This is a genomic window from Nocardioides sp. Root151 (genome assembly GCF_001427925.1).
GTDB lineage: Bacteria > Actinomycetota > Actinomycetes > Propionibacteriales > Nocardioidaceae > Nocardioides.
This window is the reverse complement of record NZ_LMGG01000004.1, coordinates 1-21,182: the sequence shown is the minus strand read 5'-3', so window position 1 is coordinate 21,182 and position 21,182 is coordinate 1. Positions and strand designations below refer to the sequence as shown.

Sequence of the window (21,182 nt, the reverse complement as noted above, 5' to 3'; positions counted from 1 at the left end):
GACTCCCCCGGACCCGATTTGGTTGCATCCACCCAGGGGATTGTTTGCGTACGACTTTGGTCGGGGGTCGCGCGCACCGTTTCGCGGGCTTGGCGCCGTCGCTCCTACCCTTGTCCCCATGATCGAGGTGCTGGACGAGACCACGTGGCGGGCGCGGGCGAACGCGCACGCCGAGCGCGTCGACGCCTACATCGAGCCGCACCTCGCCCGCCGCGGATCCAGCGTGAAGCACCCGGTCCACGACTTCCTGTTCACCTACTACTCCCAGCGTCCCGCCCAGCTGCGCCGCTGGCATCCGGGGTACGGCGTGGGGCTGGCCGGCGACGTCTCGGCGTACGCTGGCCTGAAGGGCTATGTGAGTGCCGGTGGTTTGGAGACGCGCGCCAGCACGCACTCCTCAATCACCGGGGACGCCGGCGAAGGTGCGGTCACGGTGTCGGCCGAGTACGTCGCCACGCAGCGGCCGTTGGTCGAGTCGCTGCACCGGCTGCTGACCGCCACCGCCGGCCGGGCACCGACGTTCGGCTGCTTCGGGCTGCACGAGTGGGCGATGGTCTACAAGCTCTCCGAGGACGAGACCCGGCACGCCGACTGGCCGCTGCGCCTGGGCGCCACCGGCACCGACGACGTGGTCGAGTCGCACAGGATCACCTGCTCGCACTTCGACGCGTTCCGCTTCTTCACTCCCCCGGCGCGGCCGCTCAACCAGCTCCAGCCCGGCCGCGACGACCGGCAGGCCTACGAGCAACCCGGCTGCCTGCACGGCGGAATGGACCTCTACAAGCACGCCTTCCGGTTGACCCCGATGACCTGCTCCGACCTGGTCGCCGACTGCTTCGAGCTCGCCCGCGACATCCGCATCCTCGACATGCAGGCCGCGCCGTACGACCTGGTCGACCTCGGTTTCGAGCCGGTGCGCATCGAGACACCCGAGGGCAAGCAGGAGTACGCCGCCCGCCAGCGCCGGTTCGCCGAACGCGGTGCCCCGCTGAGACAGCGCCTGATCGACGAGTGCGCGCGCCTGCTGACGGTGATCGCCCGGTCGGCGTGAGCGGCGCGGTCGACCTGCTCGCACTGCACTGACAGCCCACGTGCACATCAACGGGCACAACAGTGCGATGACGCCCTTTTCCAGCCTGTTTCGGCACGTTGTGCCCGTTCGCCGGTACAACGCCGATCGGAGTCCGCTGCGTGACCGGAGGTCATCAGCCGGCCAGACCCTGGCGGAGGCGGGCGGCCTGGCGGGTGAGGTGGTCGCGCTCGGCCGTGCTCGTCGCGAGGTGTGCGGCGTCCGCGTAGAGCTCGGCAGCATGCTCGAGCGAACCGGCCCGCTCGGTGAAGTGCGCCCGCACGGCCACCAGTCGCGGCAGGTCGGCGGGCAGCTCGTCCAAGGCGCGCAGGGCGACCAGTGGGCCGTCGACCTCGCCGAGGGCCACCACACGATTGAGTGCCACCACCGGGCTGTCGGTCAGTCGCAGGAGCTCGTCGTACCACTCGAGGACCTGTGGCCAGTCGGTCTCGTCGGCCTTGGGCGCATCCGCGTGCAGGGCGGCGATCGCGGCCTGCGCCTGGTACTCCCCCAGCCTGTCCTTCGCGAGCGCGGCCTGGAGGATCTCGACACCCTCGGCGATCAGCGTCGTGTCCCAGAGCGACCGGTCCTGGTCGGCCAACGCGATCAACGACCCGTCGGAACCGCGCCGCGACGTACGCCGGGCATCGTGGAGCAGCATCAGCGCCAGCAGTCCGGCCACCTCGGGATCGTCAGAGGCCCGGGCCAGCTGCCGGGTCAGCCGGATCGCCTCGGCGGCCAGGTCGACCTCGCCGCCGTACCCCTCGTTGAAGACCAGGTAGAGCACCTTGAGCACCCGGCCGAGGTCGCCGAGCCGGGTGAGCCGACGGTCGGAGACGGTGCGCTTGGCCCGGCTGATCCGCTGGGCCATCGTCGCCTCGGGCACGAGATGGGCGAGAGCGATCTGGCGAGTGGTCAGGCCGCCGACGGCACGCAGCGTCAACGCGATCGCGGCGGTCGGCGACAGGTCCGGGTGGCAGCAGAGGAACAGCAGCTGCAGGGTGTCGTCGGCGTTCTCGGTCTCACCGGGCTCGGGCTCGTCGTGGAACCTCTCCTCGCGCCGGCGACGGGCGTCGGCCGAGCGCACCATGTCGACGTACTTGCGCCAGGCGACGGTGATCAGCCAGCCCTTGGGCTCGGCCGGGGTCTCGGCGGGCCAGCGCTCGACGGCGGCGAGGAGGGCCTCCTGCACGGCGTCCTCGGCCGCCGCGAAGTCTGCTCCGCGGCGGACGAGGACACCCAGGACCTGGGGGCCGAGCAGCTTGAGCTGCTCGTCGAGGTCGAGCACCGTCACTCGGTGACCGTGGGCGGCTCGACCATGAACGGGCGCACCTCGAGCCACTCGTGGAGCGGCTGCCCGCCGGGGCCGGGGGCCGACGACAGACGCGCCGCCACCTCGTAGGCACGTTCCTGCGAGTCGACGTCGATCGCCATCCAGCCGGCGATGAGGTCCTTGGTCTCGACGAACGGTCCGTCGGTCACGGGCGGCTTGCCCTCGCCGTCGTAGCGCACGAACGTGCCCTCGGGCGAGAGCGCCTGGGCATCGACGAGCTCGCCGTTCTCCTCGAGCTCGTCGGCCAGGTCCCGCATGAACTGGATGTGGTCGGTGACCTCCTCCGGCGACCACTGGTCCATCGGGACATTGCCGATCGGCATCCGCTCGGGACCGCCGCGGTAGTGCTTGAGCAACAGGTACTTCGCCATGATGATCTCCTTGGATTCCTCAGGTGCCCCCGTGGGCACCTTCACCCCCGGGACGGAGCCGTCGAGCGGTTCTCGACATGGGCGGGGAAAGTTTTTTCCAGACCTGGTGAACGCTCAGGGCCAGGTCGTGGCGTGCGCGTCGAAGTCGCTCCCGGTCTGCACCGGCACGACGCAGAAGACGAGGTCGCCCGGATCGTGCATGACGGCGTACGCCTCGTGGCGTTGCTCGACCCTCGCCCCGGCCGCGACCAGCCGCGCGATCTCGGCGTCGACGTCGTCGGTCTCGATGTCGAGGTGCACCCGCGGCGGCGTGCCCGCGCCGGTGCGCTGCAGCTCGAGCATGATGCCGCCGCCGAGAGGGTCGAGGCTGTCGTAGACCGGTTCCTCCCCGTCGGGTTGCCGGGTCGAGCCCCGCGCCTGCGCCCAGAACGCGGCGGAGCTCTCGAAGCGGTCCACGGGATGGTCGACCAGGACGACACCGATGCGGCTGCGATGCATGAGTCGGAACGTATCGCGAAGCACGTCCCGACGAATCGCCCGAGACCCGCCGGAGTCGGTAGAATCGGCGGCGCACAGGGCTCTGGCGTACCTGTTGGGCGGGAAGGTACGCACCCGCTTCTGCGAACCCTGGAGTTCCCGTGTCACCCCTCACCGGCTACAAGAGGCTGTTCGGCCTCACCGGCCCCACCTACGTCCTCGTCGGCTTCCTGGCCCGCCTCCCCCTGGCCATGAGCCAGCTGGGCGTGCTCCTCCTCGTCGCCGGCACCACCGGCAGCTACGGCGCCGGCGGCGCCTGTGCCGGGGCACTCGCGATCGCCAACGCGGTCGGCGCCCCGTTCTGGGGTACGGCGGCAGACCGGGTCGGACAACGCAGCGTCGTCCTGCTCCAGTCGCTGGCCGGAGCCGCCGCGATGATCGTCCTGCTCGTGCTCACCCACGCGGGTGTGCCGTGGGGCTGGTCGGCGGTAGCCAGTGCCGCGGCCGGCCTGGTGATGCCGCAGGTCGGACCGATGGCACGCGTGCGGTGGCGCCCGATCACCGCGCGCAGCGAGCACCAGAAGAAGCTCGTCGACATCGCGTTCTCCTACGAGGGCGCCGCCGACGAGGCCTCGTTCGTGCTCGGCCCGGCCCTGATCGGCCTCGGCGTCTCCCTGGCCAGCCCGTCCTTCGCGCTCTCTGCCGCGGCCGTGGTGCTTGCGGTCTTCGGTGCGTGGTTCGCGCTGCACCCCACCGCCGTACAGGCCCACGACGCGCACGAGGACACCGGCATCCACGACCTCACCCTGGTGACCCCCGCCCTGATCCTGCTGTGCGCCTCCCAGCTGGTGATCGGCGCGGTGTTCGGGTCGGTGCAGACCGGCACGTCGGTGCTGGCCACCGACGCCGGGCAGCCGGGTCTCACCGGCTACTTCCATGCGCTGCTCGGCGTGGGCAGCGTGGTCGCCGGACTCTCGATCGCCGGGTTGCCGGACCGTTTCACGCTGCCCGCACGCCTGCGCTGGTTCGCCGTCGCCCTGCTCGTGCTGGCCGTGCCGTTGCTGCTGGTCGACTCCCTCGCGCTGCTGGCCCCCGTGCTGCTCGTGCTCGGCGTCAGCGTGGCGCCGTACATGATCACCACCTTCACCCTCGGCGAGAGGATCACCCCGCCTGCCCGCACCGGCGCCGCGATGACGCTGCTGGCCGCCGCCACCGGTCTCGGGTACGCCGTGGGCGCGGCCATCGCCGGCCGGCTCGCGGACTGGGGCGGCCAGACCCCGGCCTTCGCGGTCACCGTGGCTGCCGGCGTCGTCGCGGTCGTCGTGTCGTGGGGCGGCAGCCGGGTGCTCGCGCGAACGGCGGAGCGTGTGTCGGCCTGAAACCCGGTGGCGTGCCCGGCGCGCGCGTCCTAGGTTCGGAGCATGGACTCAAAGGTTCTCGGGAACTTCCTCGACGCCGAGGGACGACTGCACACGATCCCGACGAAGCGGGCCAAGCGGCTCGTCGTGCTCGACCACCTGGCACAGTCGTTCGAGCTCGGCCGGACCTACCCCGAGATCGAGGTTAACGAGATCCTCCGGGCGTTCCACCCCGATGTCGCGGCGCTGCGGCGCTACCTGGTCGACGACCAGTTCCTCACCCGCGAGGACAGCGTCTACTGGCGCAGCGGCGGCACCGTCGACGTCTGACCGTTCCGGTCGACGCGCGGGCGACGGCCGTCAGTCAGTGCCTGACCGGCTCCGCGTCGACGAGCGCACCCTGCAGCTCGGCGAGGAGTACGGCGCCCGCGAGGTCGAGGTGCGTACGCCGCAGATGGGCTGCCGCGAGGTCGACCCGGTCGAGAGAGGCACCCCTCAGGTCGGCGCCCGCCAGCTTCGTCTCGCGCAGGTTGGCGCCGTCGAGGTTCGCGCCGGCGAGCGACGTCGAGGTGAGGTCGCTCATCGAGAGGTCGGCCTCGCGCAGGTCGAGGCCGGCGAGGTCGAGCTTGCTGAGGTTGAGCCCGCGCATCGTCACGCCCCGCCACTGGCCGCCAACGACCTTGATCGGGCGGACGGTGCAGTCGGCGAAGACCGAGCCGATCATCTTGCAGCCCTCGAAGGTCGCGTCGAACAGGCTGGTCCGCTGGAAGTCGCAGGCCACGAACGCGGTGTGACGGTGGGTGCTGGCGTTGAGCCTGCTGTTGGCGAATGTGCACTGGTCGAACGTCGCACCGGAGGTGACCACCTCACTGAGGTCCATGTCGGTGAACGTGCAGCGCACGAAACGGGCCGCGCCCAGGTCCTCGGCGTACCAGTCCTCCTCGCGGTAGTGGAGGTCGGTGTTCTCGATCGGATCCGTCACGACCCCCACCGTAGGCGTGCCCGCCGACGGCGGCGGCACCGACTGGTCCAGACCAGATCGCGGATTGACCGGAAACCCACCAGGACCGTGCGGAGCGCACTACGGTCGAAAGGCAGCGTGCACCAGGAGGCAGGCGTGGCATCGGACGAGACATCCGCCGTGGCCTCCGCTCCCGCGCCTCGGGTCGGCCTCGTCGCCAGCACCCGCACTGCCCTCCACGAGACGAAGGCTTCGCTCAGGTCGGTCTTCGGCAACCCCGGACTGAGGCGGGTCCAGCTCGCCCTGGCCGGATCGATGATCGGCGACTGGGCCTACGCGACGGCGGTGACGGTCTGGGCGTACGGCGTCGGCGGGGCCAGCGCCGTCGGCATCTGGGCAGCGATCCGGCTCGCCCTGATGTCGGTGACGGCACCCTTCGCCTCCACCTGGGCGGACCGAGCGCCGCGCAAGGCGGTTATGGTCCTGTGCGACATCGGCCGCGCCACGCTGGTCGCCGCCGCCGCGGCCTGTCTCTTCCTGGACACTCCCGCCGCACCGGTCTTCGTGCTGGCCACGCTCACCTCACTGTTGGGGACACCTTTCCGCTGCGCGCAGCGAGCCCTGATGCCGACTCTGGCCGACAGCCCAGAGGAGCTGACCGCCTCCAACGGGTCGTCCAGCACGATCGAGAGCCTCTCCTTCTTCGTCGGTCCCGCCCTCGGAGCGCTGCTGATCGGCGCGACCAGCGTGTCGGTGGTGTTCTGCCTCAACGTCGTCACGTTCGTGTGGTCGATGGCGATGGTGCTCGGCATCCGGGTCCCGCACCCCACCAGCGGCCCCGACGAGGAAGCCGGCGTCGACACGGGAGGCGGTGACGACGCGGGAGGCGGTGACGACGGGGACGACGCCCCGCGGGAGAGCTTCCTGTCCGAGGTCTCCGGTGGCTTCCGCTGCATCTGGGCCGACAAGGACCTGGTCGTGGTGACCTGGCTGGTCGCGATGCAGACGATCGTGGCCGGCGCCTCCACCGTCTTCCTCGTGGTGATGGCCGTGGAGGTCCTCGACACCGGAGCCCACGGTGTCGGCTACCTCGAGTCGGCGCTCGGCGTCGGCGCCGTCCTGGGTGGATTCCTGGCGATCTCGAGGGCGTCCCGGCAGCGCCTCGCCCAGGACCTCACGACGGGCGTCCTGCTGTGGTCCGTGCCGCTGGTCCTGGTCACGCTGTGGCCCTCACCCGTGACGGTGTTCGCAGCCGTTGCCCTCCTCGGCCTCGCCAACCCACTGGTCGACGTCAACCTCGACACCATCGTCCAGCGCATCAGCCCGGACGCGGTCCTCGGGCGGGTGTTCGGGGCCCTCGAGTCGTGCCTGATCGCGACCATGGCCCTCGGCGCCTTCGCCATGCCGTTCCTCCTCGACCTGTGGAGCCTGCGCACCGCGCTCGCCGTCGTCGGGCTGGGCGTGGCCCTGGCCGTCGTACCGTTCATCGCCCGCATGCGTCGTCTCGACGCACGGCTCACCGCGCCGTTCGGAGCCGATCTGCTCGCCGCCGTTCCGATGTTCGCACCACTTCCCCGTTCCGTCGTCGAGGGCCTGGCCGGTCAACTGGTTCGCCTCGCGGTGCCGGCCGGGTCGGTCGTGCTGCGCCAGGGCGAGGAGTCCGACCGGTTCTTCGTCATCGAGTCGGGGCTCGTGGAGGTCACCCAGGACGGCGTGGTGCTCCGCCGCGAAGGGCCCGGCGACTTCTTCGGTGAGATCGGCCTGCTGCGTGACGTGCCGCGGACGGCCACCATCACTGCGTTGGAGGACACCGTGCTCCACGCCCTCGGCCGTGATGACTTCCTCGCGGCCCTCACCGGGGAGCGCGAGGCGTTCCTCGCGGCCGACGACATCGTCTCCCGCAGGCTCACCGTGTGAGTCGTATGTCGCCTCGCGGCGACTGCGGTCAGGACGAGACCGCGGCACGCACCCGGATGCCGTCGAGCACCAGCGCCAGCCCCAGCGCGAAGTCGGATTCCTCGCGCGGCCGGTCCTCGATCGCACCGGCGCTGCTGGCCTGCATCTGGGTCTGCTCGTCCATGACGTGGCCCAGCACGAAGTGGATCAGCGTGCGGGCAGCGACGGGCGCCAGGTCGGCGTCGAGGTCGGCGTCGGCGAGCGCCTCGGCCAGCTCGAGTGCCGGGGCCTCCGCGCCGAGGCCGAACGCGCTGACCGTCGCCACGAGCTCGGCTCCGTCACGGTAGGCCAGCATCGCGTCGCGGAGCTGGCCGCACACCTCGACGACCCGGTCGTCCCAGGCGGTCGTCGTCCGAGGTCGGGTGCCACGGTGCAGGATCTCGTCGGCCACGGCGGCCAGGAGGGTCTGCTTGTTGGCGAAGTGGTGGTAGAGCGCGCTGGGTTGCACGCCGAGCTCGCTGGCCAGGCGGCGCATGGAGAGGTCGGCCAGCCCGTAGGCGTCGAGCACGACGATGGCGTGTTCGACGACGTCCGCCCTGCGGTAGCTCAACTTCCCACCCCTCCTTGAGGATCTACGATGCACTGACCTTAACCTGAACAGTGTTCAGCAACGGCTCCGGCCCGCGACACCTTGCAGAAGAGACGACGACCTTGAGCACGCAGACCCCGACCAGCACCCGGCGTACGACGTCGAGCACCACCGACATCGCCCTGATCGCGGCGTTCGCCGCACTGATCTCGGCCTGCGCGTACGTCGGTGCGATCCCGGTCGGCGGCGCCGGCGTGCCGATCACCCTGCAGACCTTCGCGGTGATGCTGACCGGCTGCCTGCTCGGCCCCGTGCGCGGCTTCCTCGCGGTGGCGCTCTACCTCGGCCTCGGCGCGATCGGCCTGCCGGTCTTCGCCGAGCACTCCTCGGGCCTGGGCACCTTCACCGGCGCCAGCGCCGGCTACCTGTGGTCGTTCCCGGTCGCCGCGCTCGTCGCGGGGTTACTGGTGAAGTACGTCGCCGGCCAGCGCCGCACCAGCGCGCTGGTGATCTTCCTGTGCTCCGCCGCGGGCAGCATCCTGGTCATCCACCCGATGGGCATCGCCGGCATGAAGCTCTTCTTCGACGTCAGCTGGCACGAGGCGATGACCTACGACCTGCCCTTCTGGCTCGGCGACTTCGTCAAGACCACACTGGTCGCGCTGATCGCCGCCGAGGTGCACCGGGCCTTCCCGCAACTGCTCGCCCGCGCCCCTCGCCACGCGGCACCCGACGCAGCGCTTCGCGACGCGGCACCCGACGCGGGCTGACCGTGCCGCGGATCGAGTTCGACCGGGCGGGCGTCGTCGTCCCCCTTCCCGGTGACGGCGGATCCCGCGTCGTGCTCGAACCCACCACCCTCGAGCTCACCGAGCACCGGATCGGCGTGATCGGCGCCAACGGATCGGGCAAGTCGACCCTGGCCCGCATGCTCAACGGGCTGGTCCTGGCCACGACCGGGTCGGTGCGCGTCGACGGCCTCGACGTACGCCGCGACGCCGCGGCAGTGCGTCGTACGGTCGGGTTCTGCTTCACCGATCCCGCCGCCCAGCTCGTGATGCCGACCTGCGTGGAGGACATCGAGCTGTCGCTGCGGCGGCAGGAGAAGTCGCCCTCTCGGCGACGCGAGCTCGCCCTGGCGGTGCTCGACGAGAACGGACTGCTCGAGCACGCGCACGACTCGGTGCACTCGCTCTCGGGCGGGCAGAAGCAGATGCTGGCACTGGCCGGGGTGCTCGCCGTACGCCCCTCGCTGGTCGTCGCCGACGAGCCCACCACGCTGCTCGACCTGGCCAACACCCGACGGGTCGGCGACCTGCTCTTCGACCTCGAGCAACAACTCATGCTCGTCACCCACGACCTCGACCTGGCGCGGCGCTGCGACCGGGTGCTGGTGGTCGCCGACGCCCGGGTCACCTTCGACGGCGACGCGGACGAGGCCGTCGAGCACTACGTCACGTCGGTGTCGGCATGAGCCAGGGTTCCGGCAGCGTCCTGGTCGGGATCTATCAACCCGGCACGACGCTGCTGCACCGCCTGCCGGTCGGGGTGAAGGTGGTCGCGCTCGGCGTGCTCAGTCTCTCGATCGTGCTGGTGCGCAGCATGCCCGCGTCGTTCGCGTTCCTCGCGGTGGCCCTGCTGCTGGTCTCCGTGGCCCGGGTGCGCCTGCGCACCCTGTGGCGGGCGGCCCGCAGCATCCTTGTGCTGGCTGCGTTCGTGGCCGCCTTCCAGTGGTGGTGGTACGGCGGCGCGAAGGCGATCGAGTCGTTCGTCGACCTGGTCACGCTGGCGCTGGCCGCGGTGGTGGTCACCGCGACCACGTCGGTCAACGCCATGCTCGATGCCGTCGTCCGCTGGCTCGGACCGTTCCGCCGCATCGGGGTGAAGCCCGAACGGGTCGCGCTGGCCTTCGCCCTGGCGATCGGCGCCCTGCCCGGCACGGTCACCCTGGCCCACGAGACCCGCGACGCGGCCCGTGCGCGGGGCCTGGGCCGGCATCCGCGCGCCTACCTCTCGCCGTTCGTGATCCGGGTGGTGGCCCGGGCCATGGAGACCGGCGACGCGCTCCACGCCCGCGGCATCGGCGACGACTGATACGTCAAGGATCCACGGCTCGACGCGCAACGATCCACGGTTCGCGACGCAAGAGTCCACGGTTCGACCACCCACGTGCAGGATGTCCATCATCCCGACGTGTGTTGCGGCGTCCCGTCGAACTCGCTTAACCTGAACACCGTTCAGGTTGCCTGAACACCGTTCAGGTTCGCCGACGACCAGGAGACGCACCCACATGACGACCCACTTCGACCAGCTCGCCGACCGGATCCTCGACGGCGGCGCCGCGTCCGAGCCCGATGCCCTCGCCGTGCTGCAGACCACGGACGCGGAGCTGCTCTCCGTGGTCTCCGCGGCTGCCCGGCTGCGCCGTGAGCACTTCGGCAACACGGTCAAGGTGAACTACCTGGTGAACCTGAAGTCGGGCCTGTGTCCCGAGAACTGCAACTACTGCTCCCAGGCGCTCGGGTCGCAGGCACCGATCCTGAAGTACTCCTGGCTGACGAAGGACGACGCCCTCCAGCAGGCCGGGGCCGGCCTCAAGGGCGGCGCCACCCGGGTGTGCATGGTGTCGTCGGGCCGCGGACCCTCCGACCGCGACGTCGACAGGGTCGTGGAGATGACCGAGGCGATCAAGGAGACCTACGACGGGGTCGAGGTGTGCGCCTGCCTCGGGCTGCTCAAGGACGGCCAGGCCGACCGGCTCAAGGCCGCCGGCGTCGACGCCTACAACCACAACATCAACACCGCCGAGAGCAACCACGACAACATCGTCCAGACCCACACGTACGACGACCGCATCGACACCATCGGCAAGGCGAAGTCGGCCGGCCTCTCCCCCTGCTCCGGCCTGATCGCCGGACTCGGCGAGACCGACGAGCAGCTGGTCGAGGCGCTCTTCGCCCTCCGCGCGCTCGACGCCGACTCGATCCCGGTGAACTTCCTGATGCCCTTCGACGGCACGCCGTACGAGAACACGTGGGAGCTCTCGCCGATGCGGTGCCTGCGGATCCTGACGATGGCCCGGTTCGTGTGCCCCGACAAGGAGATCCGCATCGCGGCCGGCCGGGAGATGCACCTGCGCTCCCTGCAGGCCACTGCCCTCCAGGTGGCCAACTCGATCTTCCTCGGCGACTACCTCACCTCGGAGGGACAGGACGCCAGGTCCGACCTCGAGATGCTGCGCGACAACGGCTTCGTGATCCTCGGCAACGAGGACGCGTTCGCCAACGGCAGCCTGCCGGGCCTCGACTCCCTCGAGCCCGCGGCCGGTGACTGCGGCTCGGCATCCGCGAGCCCGTGCGGCAGTGCCTCCGACGGGGCCGGCTGCGGCTCGGCCTGTGGCGGCGGCTGCTCGGGGCATGCCGACGAGGCAGTGGGCGAGACGTCCCACAACCCCGTGATCCGCAAGCGTGGCGCGGGCACCGAGGCTCCCGCCAACGCGTGACCGCGTGAGCACCGACACCGCCTCCCTGCTCGCCTACGACCGCGAGCACGTCTGGCATCCCTACACGTCGATGACCGACCCCACTCCGACGCGACTCGTGACGGGGGCGTCCGGCGTACGTCTCGAGCTCGAGGGTTCCGGCGAGGTGATCGATGCGATGAGCTCGTGGTGGTCGGCGATCCACGGCTACCGCCACCCCGCGCTCGATGAGGCAATCGCCAACCAGGCAAGGGAATTCGCGCACGTCATGTTCGGCGGCCTGACCCACCGGCCGGCGATCGACCTGGCCCGCAGCCTCGTCGAGATCACACCGGAGCCACTGCAGCACGTCTTCCTGGCCGACTCCGGATCGGTCAGCGTCGAGGTCGCGATCAAGATGGCCGTGCAGCACCAGCGTGGCCGCGGCCGCCCCGAGCGCACCCGCCTGCTCACGGTCCGCGGCGGCTACCACGGCGACACCTGTGGCTGCATGGGCGTGTGCGACCCCGTGGGCGGCATGCACACGATGTTCACCGGCATGCTGCGCTCCCACGTCTTCGCCGACCAGCCACCGGCACCGGGCGGCGACCTGGCCGGCTGGAGCGCCTCGTTCACGGCACTCGCCGAGGCACACGCCCACGAGCTCGCCGGCATCATCGTCGAGCCGCTGCTCCAGGGCGCCGGCGGCATGCACCCCTACGACCCGGCCTGCCTCACCGTCATGCGCGAGGTGGCCGACCGGCTCGGACTGGTGCTGATCTTCGACGAGATCGCCACGGGCTTCGGCCGCACCGGCCACCTGTTCGTCTCCGAGGTGGTCACGCCCGACATCCTCTGCCTGGGCAAGGCGCTGACCGGCGGCTACCTCACCCTGGCCGCCGTGCTCTGCTCCTCCGACATCGCGGGCGGCATCTCGGCCAGCGAGTCCGGCGTGCTGATGCACGGCCCCACGTTCATGGGGAACCCACTGGCCTGCGCGGTCGCCTCCGCCTCGATCGACCTGCTGCTGAGCCGGGGATGGGAGGCCGACGTCGCCCGCGTCAACGCCGCGCTCGAGCGCGGCCTCGCTCGCCTGCGCCAGCTCCCCGGGGTGTACGACGTCCGCACCCTCGGCGCCGTGGGCGTCGTACAGCTCGACCACCCTGTCGACGTGGTGGCGGCGACCGATGCCGCACTCGCGAACGGTGTGTGGATCCGCCCGTTCCGCGACCTGATCTACACGATGCCGCCGTACATCTCGTCCGACGACGACGTCGCCCGGATCTGCACCGCGCTGCACGCCGCGGCGGTCGCGGGATGAGCGGCGGAAGCAGCGGGACCGGCTGGCGTGCCTGGCTGGCCGAGCAGGCGGAGGCACGCGAAGACGCCGGGTTGACGAGAATCCTCAACCCACGCAGGGCGGACGACGACACCATCGACCTCGCGGGCAACGACTACCTCGGCCTGTCCCGCCACCCCGAGGTGGTCCGGGCGGCAGCCGACGCGGTCACGCAATGGGGTGCCGGAGCGGGCGCCTCGCGACTGGTCACCGGCACCCTCGACCTGCACGCCGACCTCGAGCGCGAGCTGGCCGGCTTCCTCGGCTGGCCGGCCGCCCTGGTCTTCTCGACCGGCTACCACGCGAATCTCTCGGTGGTCACTGCGCTGGCTGACCGCGACGCCCTGGTGGTCTCCGATGCGCACATCCATGCCTCGCTGATCGACGCCGTCCGCCTCTCCCGCGCCCAGACCGTGGTGACCCCGCACAACGACGTCGCCGCGGTGCGGAGCGCGCTCGCGGCGGCCGACGGCCGACGTGCGCTCGTGCTCGCCGAGTCGATCTACTCCGTGCTCGGCGACGCCGCTCCCCTGGTCGACCTGGCCGCCGTCTGTGCGGAGCACGACGCCCTGCTCGTCGTCGACGAGGCGCACGGCGTCGGGGTGAAGGGCACCGGCGGTCACGGGCTGGTCCGTGAGCTCGGCCTGGCCGACCACCCCCACGTCGTCGTCACCGCCACCCTGTCGAAGGCGCTCGGCGCGCAGGGCGGCGTGGTCCTCGGCCCGGCGCCGCTGCGCGAGCACCTGGTCAACCGTGCCCGCCCGTTCATCTTCGACACCGCGCTGGCCCCGGCACCGACCGCCGGCGCCCTGGCCGCCCTGCGCCACCTCGTGGCGCACCCCGAACTGCCGCGCGCCATCCACGACCGGGTGGCGACGCTCGGTCAGGCGCTCGAGGTCGACCTCCCGGCCGGCGCCGTGCTCTCGGTGCCGCTCGGGGCTCCCCGGGTGGCAGTCGCCGCCCAGGCCGCCTGCCTCGCCGAGGGCATCCGTGTCGGTTGCTTCCGGCCGCCGTCGGTGCCCGACGGGGTGTCACGGCTGCGCATCACCTGCAACGCCGGACTGCCGGAGGCGCACTGGCAGCACGCCACCGACGTCATCGGCCGCGTCGTCAAGGAGCACCCGTGAGCGGTCGCATCATTGTGGTCACCGGCACCGACACCGGGGTGGGCAAGACGATCGCCACCGCCGCCCTCGCCGTACGCGCGACCGCGCGGGGCACGGTCACCGTCGTGAAGCCCGCACAGACCGGCATCGGACCGACCAACACCGACGAGCCCGGCGACGTCGACGTGGTCCGTGCCCTCACCGGCTGCGCGGTGGAGGAGTACACCCGCCTGCCCGACCCACTGGCCCCCGACACCGCCGCGCGTCGAGCCGGCGTCACGATCCCTGCAGTGGCGGAGTACGCCGTCCGGGTGCGTGCGCTCGCCGAGGAGGTCGACACCGTGATCGTCGAGGGAGCCGGCGGCCTGTTGGTGCGTCTCGACACCGACGGCGGCACGCTGCTCGACCTGGCCGCCGACCTCGACGCCGAGGTGTACGTCGTGGTGCGGGCCGGGCTGGGCACCCTGAACCACACCGAGCTCACCGTGGGCGCCCTGCGGTCCCGGGGCCTCGAACCGGCCGGACTCGTCATCGGCGCCTGGCCGCACTCCCCCGACCTTGCCGAGTCGTGCAACCTCGACGACCTGCCCCGCGTGGCCGGCGTACCCGTGGTCGCCGTACTCACCGAAGGTGCCGGCGGCCTGGACCGCGCGTCCTTCACCGCCGCCGTCCCCACCTGGTTCACCGACACTCCCTGACGATCCCGTGGTTGCGGTCCCGGGAGTGTCGGGAATGATTGCGTGGGCGGAGCATCGGGTAGGGGTGGTGCTCCGGAGTCACCGACAGAGGAGTGTCATGCGTTCAACCATCCAGAGCAACCGTCGCCGGCGCGCGGTCGCCGGGCCGATCGTCCTGGCGCTCCTGGTGGCCGGGCTGCTCGCCGGGTGCGACTCCGACGAGAAGTCCAGCGTGGTGGCCGGAGATCCGGCGGTGGCGCCGAGCAGCATTCCCACCGACGACCCGTCGACGGACCCCACCGAGTCACCCAGCACGACGCCGACCGACGCCCCCTCCACCACGGACCCGAGCACCACGCCGCCGCCCGGCGGCCGACTCACGGCCGCGGAGTACGCCCACGACTGGGACTTCAAGCTGGACGGCGTACGCATGGCGGCCGACCACGTGCGCGGCAAGGACTACCCGGACTGCTCGGGCCTCGAGGTCAAGGGCGCGCTCACCAAGCGCGGATGCGTGTACGGCGTCAAGGTGACGCTCAAGGCACTGGGCGGCCGGGTGATGATCACGCACATGATCCTGGAGATGAAGAGCGACAAGAAGGCCAAGACGTTCTCCAACGACAAGTCGCTGACCGACGGAGACTTCAACTACCAGAAGGCCGACATCGTCCCGGGCTTCGACAAGGGCCAGTGGCGCGTGCGCAGCGCCGGGAAGTATGCCGTGTTCACGGTGGTCACCGGCGGCAAGGGCGTCACCGCCAAGCAGGTGAAGGACTACCTCCACTACACGAACGCCGACTACACCAGCGCCCTGCTCTGGCGCTGAAGACGCAGATACTCCCTGACGTTCCGGCCCCTCCTTGGGGACCGGAACGTCAGGGAGTATCGGAAATGTCAGGCTGCGGAGGTCTCGGCCTCGGCGGCGACCAGTGCCTCGACGGCGCTGACCAGGCGGGCCACGACCTCGTCGTCGGCGAGGATGTCGCCCTCCATCGCGGACTGCGACACGACGATCTCCTGGAGCACCTGGGCACCGGCGATGGTGGCCGAGTGGCGGGCGTGCTCGTGGGCCCACTTGCCGCCGTACGGCGTGGGGGTGGCGCCGACCACGGCGAACGGCTTGCCCACGACGGCGCCGGCGCCGTACGGGCGGGACAGCCAGTCGATGGCGTTGTTGAGCACGGCGGGCATGGTGCCGTTGTACTCGGGGGTGACGACCAGGACGCGGTCAGCGGCGGCGACGTCGGCGCGCAGGCGGGTGGCTGCCTCGGGCGCGGTCTCGCCGTCGATGTCCTCGTTGTAGAACGGGATCTCACCGAGGCCGTCGGCGATGTCGATGGTGACGCCGGCCGGGGCCTGGGCCTGGAGGGTCTCGGCGATGCGGCGGTTCAGGGAGTCGGCGCGGAGGCTGCCGACGAGGACGAGCACGCGGGTGTCAGACATGGAGCTGTCTCCTCAGAGGTTTGTTGGACGAACAGAGGGCATAAGCGGACCGCGGTCCGCTTTATTCCGGGCCTCTAGGATGAGTGTTGTGACACCGCCCACGAAGCCCCGAGCTGCCGACGACCGGCAGGTCAGGGCCGAGCTGCCGCTGCTCGGCCAGCCGGCACCGGAGCGCCGCGACGCCGCGCGCAACCGCGACGCGGTGCTGAACGCGGCCCTGCGACTCGTCGAGGCCAACGGCGCCTGCGCGGTCACCATGGAAGCGGTGGCCGAGGCCGCGGGAGTCGGCAAGGGCACGGTGTTCCGGCGTTTCGAGAGCCGGGCCGGCCTGATGGGCGCGGTGCTCGACCACTCCGAGTCGGCCTGGCAGAACGCCGTCATCTCCGGTCCGCCGCCGCTCGGGCCGGGCGCTCCCCCACTCGAACGACTCCGGGCCTTCGGGCGCTCCCGCCTCGACCTGAACCTGCGCCACGCCGACCTCATCGAGGCGGCGATCTCCTCCTACGGCCGGTCGTACGCCGCCTACTCGTTCGCCGCGATGCACGTCCGCTACCTGCTCACCGAGCTCGGCGCCACCGGAGACCTGCACCTGTTGACCACGGCGGTGCTCGCGCCGCTCGAGGCCGAGATCCTGCGCCAGCACAGGGCCGAGGGCGTGGGCGAGGAGCGCATCATCGCCGGGTGGGACGACCTGGTCCGGCGCATCCTCGCGGGCTGAACCAGCCGCGCACCCGGCCCGCAGTCACTCCACGTGGTGGCGGCGCAGCCCGAACGTCAGCCCGTCGACGAGCGCGCCCCACGACGCCTCGATGACGTTGTGGCCGACCCCGACGGTGACCCAGGACGACTCGCCGTCGGTGGTCTCGATCAGCACCCGCGTGGTCGCGTCGGTGCCGTGGCCCTGGTCGAAGATGCGCACCTTGTAGTCGATCAGCTCGAACTTCGCGACCTCCGGATAGGCCTGGTCGATGGCCTGGCGCAGGGCGTGGTCGAGCGCGTTGACCGGGCCGTTGCCCTCACCGGTCACCACGAACCGCTCGCCGCCGGCGCGCAGCTTGACGGTCGCCTCGGAGATCGCCTCGCCGCCGGGCGAGGTCTCGGTGATCACCCGCCACGACTCGACCTCGAAGTACGCCGGGCGCACTCCCTCGGCCTCCTCGACGAGCAGCAGCTCGAACGACGCGTCGGCCGCCTCGAACGTGTAGCCGCGCGACTCCATCTCCTTGACCCGGTTGGTCAGCCGGGTGACGAGGTCCTTGTCGCTGGAGAGGTCGTAGCCGAGCTCCTTGCCCTTGAGCTCGACGGTCGCCCGGCCGGCCATGTCGGAGACCAGCAGCCGCATGTCGTTGCCGACCTGCATCGGGTCGAGGTGCTGGTAGAGGTTGGGGTCGACCTTGATCGCCGAGGCGTGCAGCCCGGCCTTGTGCGCGAACGCCGAGGTGCCGACGTACGGCTGGCGTGAGGCGGGCGGGAAGTTGGTGATGTCGGCGACGGCGTGGGCGATCCGGGTCGCCTCGGCCAGGGCGCCCTCGGGCAGCACCCGGCGCTCCAGCTTCAGCTCGAGGTTGGCGATCACCGAGACGAGGTCGGCGTTGCCGGTGCGCTCGCCGTACCCGTTCATGCAGCCCTGCACGTGGGTGGCGCCGGCCTGCACGGCCGCGATCGAGTTGGCGACCGCGCACCCGGTGTCGTTGTGGGCGTGGATGCCCACGCGTCCGCCGGTCTCGGCGATCACGTCGGCGACGATCTCACCCACCCAGTGCGGCAGCATGCCGCCGTTGGTGTCGCACAGCGCGACCACGTCGGCGCCCGCGTCGTACGCCGTGCGCAGCACCTCGAGCGCGTAGGAACGGTCGAGCCTGTAGCCGTCGAAGAAGTGCTCGGCGTCGAGGAACACGCGCTGTCCCTCGCCGGCCAGGTGGGCCACGGTGTCGCGCACCATCGCGAGGTTCTCCTCGAGCGTGGTGCGCAGCGCCAGCTCGACGTGGCGGGTGTGCGACTTGGCCACCAGCGTGACGTACGGCGCGCGGCTGTCGCGGAGCGCGGCGACCTGCGGGTCGTCAGCGGCGGCCAGGCCGGCCTTGCGGGTGCTGCCGAACGCGGCCAGCCTGGCGTGGCGCAGGTCGAGCTCGTCGGCGGCGCGGGCGAAGAACTCGGTGTCCTTCGGGTTCGCGCCGGGCCAGCCGCCCTCGATGAAGCCGACACCGAGCTCGTCGAGCAGCCGGGCGATGTTGAGCTTGTCGGCGACCGACAGGTTCAACCCTTCCTGCTGTGCGCCGTCGCGCATCGTGGTGTCGTAGACGTGGAAGGCCCCGTGGAGGTCCATTCGTCTCATCTCGCTTCGGTTGTCCGGTTCGGGGGTGTGGCAACAAAAAAACCTCCCGGAGTACGAGAGGTTGCGCGTCGGGGAGTCCCTGACGCGCTAGTCAATAATGATCGCGATCTGCTGCACGTGCCCAGTTTGCCACGGAACCACGTGCCCGAAGCCTGCCGTCTCGGAATCCGACCTTCCCCATTCTTCTGCGCGGCACCCGGGAGCCGACCTACTCTTGGGCGATCCAACATCCGGACAGCTTTGAGGAACTCCCCACCCATGCGCATCAGCAAGCTCAGCGAGCGCGCCGGCCTGCCGGTCGGCACGGTCAAGTTCTACCTTCGCTCGGGGCTCCTCCACGCCGGCCGGGCGACCAGTGCCACGCAGGCGTTGTACGACGAGACGCACCTGAAGCGCCTGCGCCTGATTCGCGCACTGCTCGAGGTCGGCCGGCTCTCGCTGTCCGACATCCACGAGATCCTTGATGCGATGGACCTTCCCGACGTCGACACGGAGTCCCGGGTCACCCGGGTCCGCGCGGCGATCGCGGCCTCGTCCGGCGTCTCCGACAGCATCGACGTGACCGCCGCGCAGGATCTCCTGGCCGACCTCGGGTGGCACGTGGCCGCCACGTCTCCTCACCTCCCGGCCCTGGCCCGTGCCCTGTGGGCCGCCGAGTCCGTCGGCCTGGAGATCGACCCCGACCACTTCTCGGCGTACGCCGAGGCGGCGGCACTCGCCGCGCACAGCGACCGCACCGCGATCAGCGAGACGTCCGCCGAGAACCTGCCCACGACGGTGGCGGCCACCACCGTCCTGCTCGACCAGGTGCTGATCGCGCTCCACCGGCTGGCCATGGAGAACGACCCGGTCGACTCCCGGGGTGTTCCGCGCGGGGCCCGCCACCTGCCCGGACCGCGTCAGCCCGCCGCCAGCGCCTGAACCCGGTCGCTGATCCAGCGCACGGACCCGTCAGAGGTGGCGGCCCAACCAGGTGCCGGGGGCCCACGGCGACTCGTCGAACGGCGCCCACACCGGGTCGTGGTCCACCGCCCACCACACCATGAGGGCGGAGGCGGCGACCAACAGCAGCACGCCGACCAGCCAGGGCAGCGGCGTGCGGGCCAGGGGCAACCCGATCCGACGCAGGGGTGACCTCAGCCGGGAGCTGCCCGGGCCGGTCCAGTGCACGACACCGAGGAACACGCCCGAGACCCCGAGCGCCGTCAGGTCGTCGACGTCGAGGGCCACCATCACCAGTCCGACGCAGCCCACCAACAGGGCGGTCCAGACCAGCAGCATGATCGACGCAGGCAGCGAGACGAGGAAGTGCCACGGCGCGGCCATCAGGTTGAGCACCCCGTCGTACCACTTCGGGCCGCGGCGACCACGTCGATCGGTGGCCGCGGTCGCGGAGAGCGACAGGCTGCGCAGCACCACGGTCACGACCGCGATCGACACGCTCACGACGTACGGCGCCAGCACGAGTCCCCCGGCGACCGCACCGAGGACGGCAGCACCCAGGATCCAGCGGCGGAGGCGCTCGGTCCACGACACCCGCGCCGGTGCCGCCCCCGCCGGGGCAGGCACCTGGTAGGGCTCGCGCATCGGCGGCGGCAGGGTGTGGTCCGGCCGCGGCGGGGCCGCCTCGGTCGCCGGGCCGGCCAGCGGTTGGTTCAGTGATTGCGACGGCGGCGCCGGGGGCGGCTGCCTGCGGGTCGGGTCGTCCTCAAACCTGCGGGTCTGCGGGGCGGCGACGTCGAGCGCCTCCTGGGCGGCCTGCGCGAACCCGGGGGTGATCGGCATCGTCATCGTGGGCGCCGGTCCGGGGACAGCGGGGCGTTCGGCGGTCGGCGAGCCACCGAGGGTCTCGATCACCTGCGGCAGGCTCGGTCGCTGGTCCGGTTCGGGCGCGAGCGCGGAGGTCACCAGCGAGAGGACCACGGGATCCAGGCCGGTCAGGTCGTGCTCGCCGCGGCGCACGCGGTCCATCACCGCCACCGACGGCCCCTTGCCGTACGGCGCACGACCGGTTCCGGCGAAGGCCACGGTCGCCGCCCACGAATGCACGTCGGCCGCGGTGGTGGGCTCGATGCCGTAGAGGATCTCGGGGGCGAGGTAGCCCGGTGTGCCGAGAAGCCAGCCGGTGCGGGTGATGTTCGCGTCGTCGGCGACCCGGGCCAGGCCGAAGTCGATCAGGACCGGGTTGCGACCTTCCATCAGCACGTTCGACGGCTTGATGTCGCGGTGCAGCACGCCCACCCGGTGCACGGCCTGCAGCGCCTCGGCCAGGCCCTGGGCGAACCACGCCAGGTCGTCTCCGGTCAGTGGACCCTCCTCGCGCACGTGGTCGTGCAGCGAGAGTCCGGGCACGTAGCGGGTGGCCACGAACGGCACCGGCCCCCACGGGTCGGAGTCGACGATCTCGGCGACCCGGACACTGCGCACCCGGGTGAGCGAGTTGACCTCGCGGGCCAGCCGGGCGCGGGCCTCGTCGTCGCCGACGACGTGCGGGCGCAGCACCTTGAGCGCCACGCGCTCTCCCCCGGGCTTGCGGGCGAGGTGCACGACGCCCATGCCGCCCTCGCCGATGCGCGAGAGGAGGGTGTAGTCCCCCACGCGCATTCCAGGTGGGGCCTGCCGGCCCGGAGTCGTCGTCACGTCGTGAGATTACCCGTGCCCACCGCCCCGAACCCCGTGTAACGCGCTGTCCGTGACGCTTTGCACCCGGCTAGGTCAATCGGTCTAAGCAACGGTCATGCTGCTGCCGGTTTGGCGAGCAGCGCAGC

At 71.2% G+C, this 21,182-nt stretch carries 22 protein-coding genes; 14 read left to right on the top strand and 8 right to left on the bottom strand.

The genetic code is table 11. The features are described 5' to 3' along the window. The first annotated feature begins 118 nt into the window (after positions 1-118). On the top strand, positions 119-1,051 hold the full coding sequence (locus tag ASD66_RS08565) for a hypothetical protein (protein ID WP_056890707.1): 933 nt from the start codon (positions 119-121) through the stop codon (positions 1,049-1,051). Positions 1,052-1,205: 154 nt separating this feature from the next. Here ASD66_RS08565 and ASD66_RS08560 read toward each other — a convergent pair whose 3' ends face one another. The 3 genes from ASD66_RS08560 to ASD66_RS08550 form a co-directional block, all read right to left on the bottom strand. After that, positions 1,206-2,357, bottom strand: coding sequence for an RNA polymerase sigma factor (locus ASD66_RS08560; RefSeq protein WP_056891405.1), 1,152 nt, complete (start codon positions 2,355-2,357; stop codon positions 1,206-1,208). A 2-nt stretch (positions 2,358-2,359) separates the two neighbouring features. Next, positions 2,360-2,773 (bottom strand): YciI family protein, encoded by a 414-nt coding sequence (locus ASD66_RS08555; protein WP_056676132.1) that lies wholly within the window; start codon positions 2,771-2,773, stop codon positions 2,360-2,362. A gap of 114 nt (positions 2,774-2,887) precedes the next feature. After that, positions 2,888-3,271: a VOC family protein gene (locus tag ASD66_RS08550; RefSeq protein ID WP_056890706.1), complete on the bottom strand. Its 384-nt coding sequence runs from the start codon at positions 3,269-3,271 to the stop codon at positions 2,888-2,890. Positions 3,272-3,411: 140 nt separating this feature from the next. Here ASD66_RS08550 and ASD66_RS08545 point away from each other — a divergent pair, with 140 nt between their 5' ends. Together ASD66_RS08545 and ASD66_RS08540 are read left to right on the top strand one after the other, a co-directional pair. Next, positions 3,412-4,629 (top strand): MFS transporter, encoded by a 1,218-nt coding sequence (locus tag ASD66_RS08545; protein WP_056890705.1) that lies wholly within the window; start codon positions 3,412-3,414, stop codon positions 4,627-4,629. A gap of 42 nt (positions 4,630-4,671) precedes the next feature. Further along, positions 4,672-4,938, top strand: a complete 267-nt coding sequence (locus tag ASD66_RS08540) for a DUF2087 domain-containing protein (protein ID WP_056676124.1) — start codon at positions 4,672-4,674, stop codon at positions 4,936-4,938. Between the two features lie 34 nt (positions 4,939-4,972). On the opposite strand, the gene ASD66_RS08535 is transcribed toward ASD66_RS08540, so the two are convergent. Beyond that, positions 4,973-5,590 carry a pentapeptide repeat-containing protein gene (locus ASD66_RS08535; RefSeq protein WP_056890704.1) on the bottom strand — a complete coding sequence of 206 codons (618 nt, stop codon included), beginning with the start codon at positions 5,588-5,590 and terminating at the stop codon, positions 4,973-4,975. A gap of 135 nt (positions 5,591-5,725) precedes the next feature. Between ASD66_RS08535 and ASD66_RS08530 the strand changes: the two genes are divergently transcribed. Then, positions 5,726-7,486, top strand: a complete 1,761-nt coding sequence (locus tag ASD66_RS08530; RefSeq protein ID WP_156388606.1) for an MFS transporter — start codon at positions 5,726-5,728, stop codon at positions 7,484-7,486. A gap of 28 nt (positions 7,487-7,514) precedes the next feature. On the opposite strand, the gene ASD66_RS08525 is transcribed toward ASD66_RS08530, so the two are convergent. After that, the gene (locus tag ASD66_RS08525) at positions 7,515-8,075 is read right to left on the bottom strand and encodes a TetR/AcrR family transcriptional regulator C-terminal domain-containing protein (protein WP_056676115.1); all 561 of its coding nucleotides are present in this window, start codon (positions 8,073-8,075) and stop codon (positions 7,515-7,517) included. Between the two features lie 101 nt (positions 8,076-8,176). Between ASD66_RS08525 and ASD66_RS08520 the strand changes: the two genes are divergently transcribed. From ASD66_RS08520 to ASD66_RS08485, 8 genes are all read left to right on the top strand, one after another. Next, complete coding sequence (locus ASD66_RS08520) at positions 8,177-8,824, top strand: biotin transporter BioY (RefSeq protein ID WP_056891404.1); 648 nt, start codon at positions 8,177-8,179, stop codon at positions 8,822-8,824. Between the two features lie 2 nt (positions 8,825-8,826). Beyond that, the gene (locus tag ASD66_RS08515; protein WP_056676112.1) at positions 8,827-9,528 is read left to right on the top strand and encodes an energy-coupling factor ABC transporter ATP-binding protein; all 702 of its coding nucleotides are present in this window, start codon (positions 8,827-8,829) and stop codon (positions 9,526-9,528) included. Then, positions 9,525-10,148, top strand: coding sequence for an energy-coupling factor transporter transmembrane component T family protein (locus ASD66_RS08510; protein ID WP_056890703.1), 624 nt, complete (start codon positions 9,525-9,527; stop codon positions 10,146-10,148). Before ASD66_RS08515 ends, ASD66_RS08510 begins: the two co-directional genes overlap by 4 nt. A 196-nt stretch (positions 10,149-10,344) precedes the next feature. Beyond that, entirely contained in the window at positions 10,345-11,556 is a 1,212-nt protein-coding gene (gene bioB, locus ASD66_RS08505) for a biotin synthase BioB (RefSeq protein WP_056890702.1), read from the top strand. A 4-nt stretch (positions 11,557-11,560) separates the two neighbouring features. Continuing rightward, positions 11,561-12,835: an adenosylmethionine--8-amino-7-oxononanoate transaminase gene (locus ASD66_RS08500; protein ID WP_082599411.1), complete on the top strand. Its 1,275-nt coding sequence runs from the start codon at positions 11,561-11,563 to the stop codon at positions 12,833-12,835. After that, positions 12,832-13,980 carry an 8-amino-7-oxononanoate synthase gene (locus tag ASD66_RS08495; protein WP_056890701.1) on the top strand — a complete coding sequence of 383 codons (1,149 nt, stop codon included), beginning with the start codon at positions 12,832-12,834 and terminating at the stop codon, positions 13,978-13,980. Before ASD66_RS08500 ends, ASD66_RS08495 begins: the two co-directional genes overlap by 4 nt. Then, positions 13,977-14,657 (top strand): dethiobiotin synthase, encoded by a 681-nt coding sequence (gene bioD / locus ASD66_RS08490; RefSeq protein ID WP_056890700.1) that lies wholly within the window; start codon positions 13,977-13,979, stop codon positions 14,655-14,657. The genes ASD66_RS08495 and bioD overlap by 4 nt, the downstream gene beginning before the upstream one ends. Before the next feature lie 97 nt (positions 14,658-14,754). After that, positions 14,755-15,462 (top strand): hypothetical protein, encoded by a 708-nt coding sequence (locus ASD66_RS08485; RefSeq protein ID WP_056890699.1) that lies wholly within the window; start codon positions 14,755-14,757, stop codon positions 15,460-15,462. 68 nt (positions 15,463-15,530) lie between these two features. On the opposite strand, the gene ASD66_RS08480 is transcribed toward ASD66_RS08485, so the two are convergent. Continuing rightward, positions 15,531-16,079: an NADPH-dependent FMN reductase gene (locus ASD66_RS08480; protein ID WP_056890698.1), complete on the bottom strand. Its 549-nt coding sequence runs from the start codon at positions 16,077-16,079 to the stop codon at positions 15,531-15,533. A gap of 88 nt (positions 16,080-16,167) precedes the next feature. Between ASD66_RS08480 and ASD66_RS08475 the strand changes: the two genes are divergently transcribed. Next, positions 16,168-16,797 (top strand): TetR/AcrR family transcriptional regulator, encoded by a 630-nt coding sequence (locus ASD66_RS08475; RefSeq protein WP_414858568.1) that lies wholly within the window; start codon positions 16,168-16,170, stop codon positions 16,795-16,797. Positions 16,798-16,821: 24 nt separating this feature from the next. On the opposite strand, the gene cimA is transcribed toward ASD66_RS08475, so the two are convergent. Continuing rightward, complete coding sequence (gene cimA / locus ASD66_RS08470; RefSeq protein WP_056890697.1) at positions 16,822-18,405, bottom strand: citramalate synthase; 1,584 nt, start codon at positions 18,403-18,405, stop codon at positions 16,822-16,824. A gap of 267 nt (positions 18,406-18,672) precedes the next feature. On the opposite strand from cimA, the gene ASD66_RS08465 reads away from it, so the two are divergent. Continuing rightward, positions 18,673-19,335, top strand: a complete 663-nt coding sequence (locus ASD66_RS08465; RefSeq protein ID WP_056676089.1) for a MerR family transcriptional regulator — start codon at positions 18,673-18,675, stop codon at positions 19,333-19,335. A 30-nt stretch (positions 19,336-19,365) separates the two neighbouring features. Here the strand turns inward: ASD66_RS08465 and ASD66_RS08460 are convergent, their stop codons facing one another. Next, positions 19,366-21,054, bottom strand: a complete 1,689-nt coding sequence (locus ASD66_RS08460) for a serine/threonine protein kinase (RefSeq protein ID WP_156388605.1) — start codon at positions 21,052-21,054, stop codon at positions 19,366-19,368. Between the last annotated feature and the right edge of the window lie 128 nt (positions 21,055-21,182).

Bases quoted from the DNA above. Each gene is read 5' to 3' on its own strand.
- ASD66_RS08565 (WP_056890707.1), top strand. From the start codon at position 119: ATGATCGAGGTGCTGGACGAGACCACGTGGCGGGCGCGGGCGAACGCG.
- ASD66_RS08555 (WP_056676132.1), bottom strand. From the start codon at position 2,773: ATGGCGAAGTACCTGTTGCTCAAGCACTACCGCGGCGGTCCCGAGCGG.
- ASD66_RS08550 (WP_056890706.1), bottom strand. From the start codon at position 3,271: ATGCATCGCAGCCGCATCGGTGTCGTCCTGGTCGACCATCCCGTGGAC.
- ASD66_RS08540 (WP_056676124.1), top strand. From the start codon at position 4,672: ATGGACTCAAAGGTTCTCGGGAACTTCCTCGACGCCGAGGGACGACTG.
- ASD66_RS08510 (WP_056890703.1), top strand. From the start codon at position 9,525: ATGAGCCAGGGTTCCGGCAGCGTCCTGGTCGGGATCTATCAACCCGGC.
- bioB (WP_056890702.1), top strand. From the start codon at position 10,345: ATGACGACCCACTTCGACCAGCTCGCCGACCGGATCCTCGACGGCGGC.
- ASD66_RS08495 (WP_056890701.1), top strand. From the start codon at position 12,832: ATGAGCGGCGGAAGCAGCGGGACCGGCTGGCGTGCCTGGCTGGCCGAG.
- ASD66_RS08485 (WP_056890699.1), top strand. From the start codon at position 14,755: ATGCGTTCAACCATCCAGAGCAACCGTCGCCGGCGCGCGGTCGCCGGG.
- ASD66_RS08480 (WP_056890698.1), bottom strand. From the start codon at position 16,079: ATGTCTGACACCCGCGTGCTCGTCCTCGTCGGCAGCCTCCGCGCCGAC.
- cimA (WP_056890697.1), bottom strand. From the start codon at position 18,405: ATGGACCTCCACGGGGCCTTCCACGTCTACGACACCACGATGCGCGAC.
- ASD66_RS08465 (WP_056676089.1), top strand. From the start codon at position 18,673: ATGCGCATCAGCAAGCTCAGCGAGCGCGCCGGCCTGCCGGTCGGCACG.